At 55.2% G+C, this 252-nt stretch carries 1 rRNA gene; it reads right to left on the minus strand.

The features are described from left to right. Positions 1–252, minus strand: a 23S ribosomal RNA gene (locus tag C173_RS18335); the annotation flags it as partial.

Below are 252 nucleotides of genomic sequence, written 5' to 3' on the forward strand. Positions count from 1 at the left end.
CGGCTTCGCACAGACCTGTGTTTTTGCTAAACAGTCGCTTGGGCCTTTTCACTGCGGCCCCCTCGGGCTATTCACCCTACCGAGGCACCCCTTCTCCCGAAGTTACGGGGTCATTTTGCCGAGTTCCTTAACGAGAGTTCTTCCGCGCGCCTTAGAATTCTCTTCTCGCCTACCTGTGTCGGTTTGCGGTACGGGCACCTTCTCCTGACTAGAGGCTTTTCTTGGCAGTGTGAGATCATGACCTTCGCTACT

Origin of the sequence: Paenibacillus sp. FSL R7-277 (assembly GCF_000517965.1) — a bacterium.
Lineage (GTDB): Bacteria > Bacillota > Bacilli > Paenibacillales > Paenibacillaceae > Paenibacillus_AQ > Paenibacillus_AQ silagei.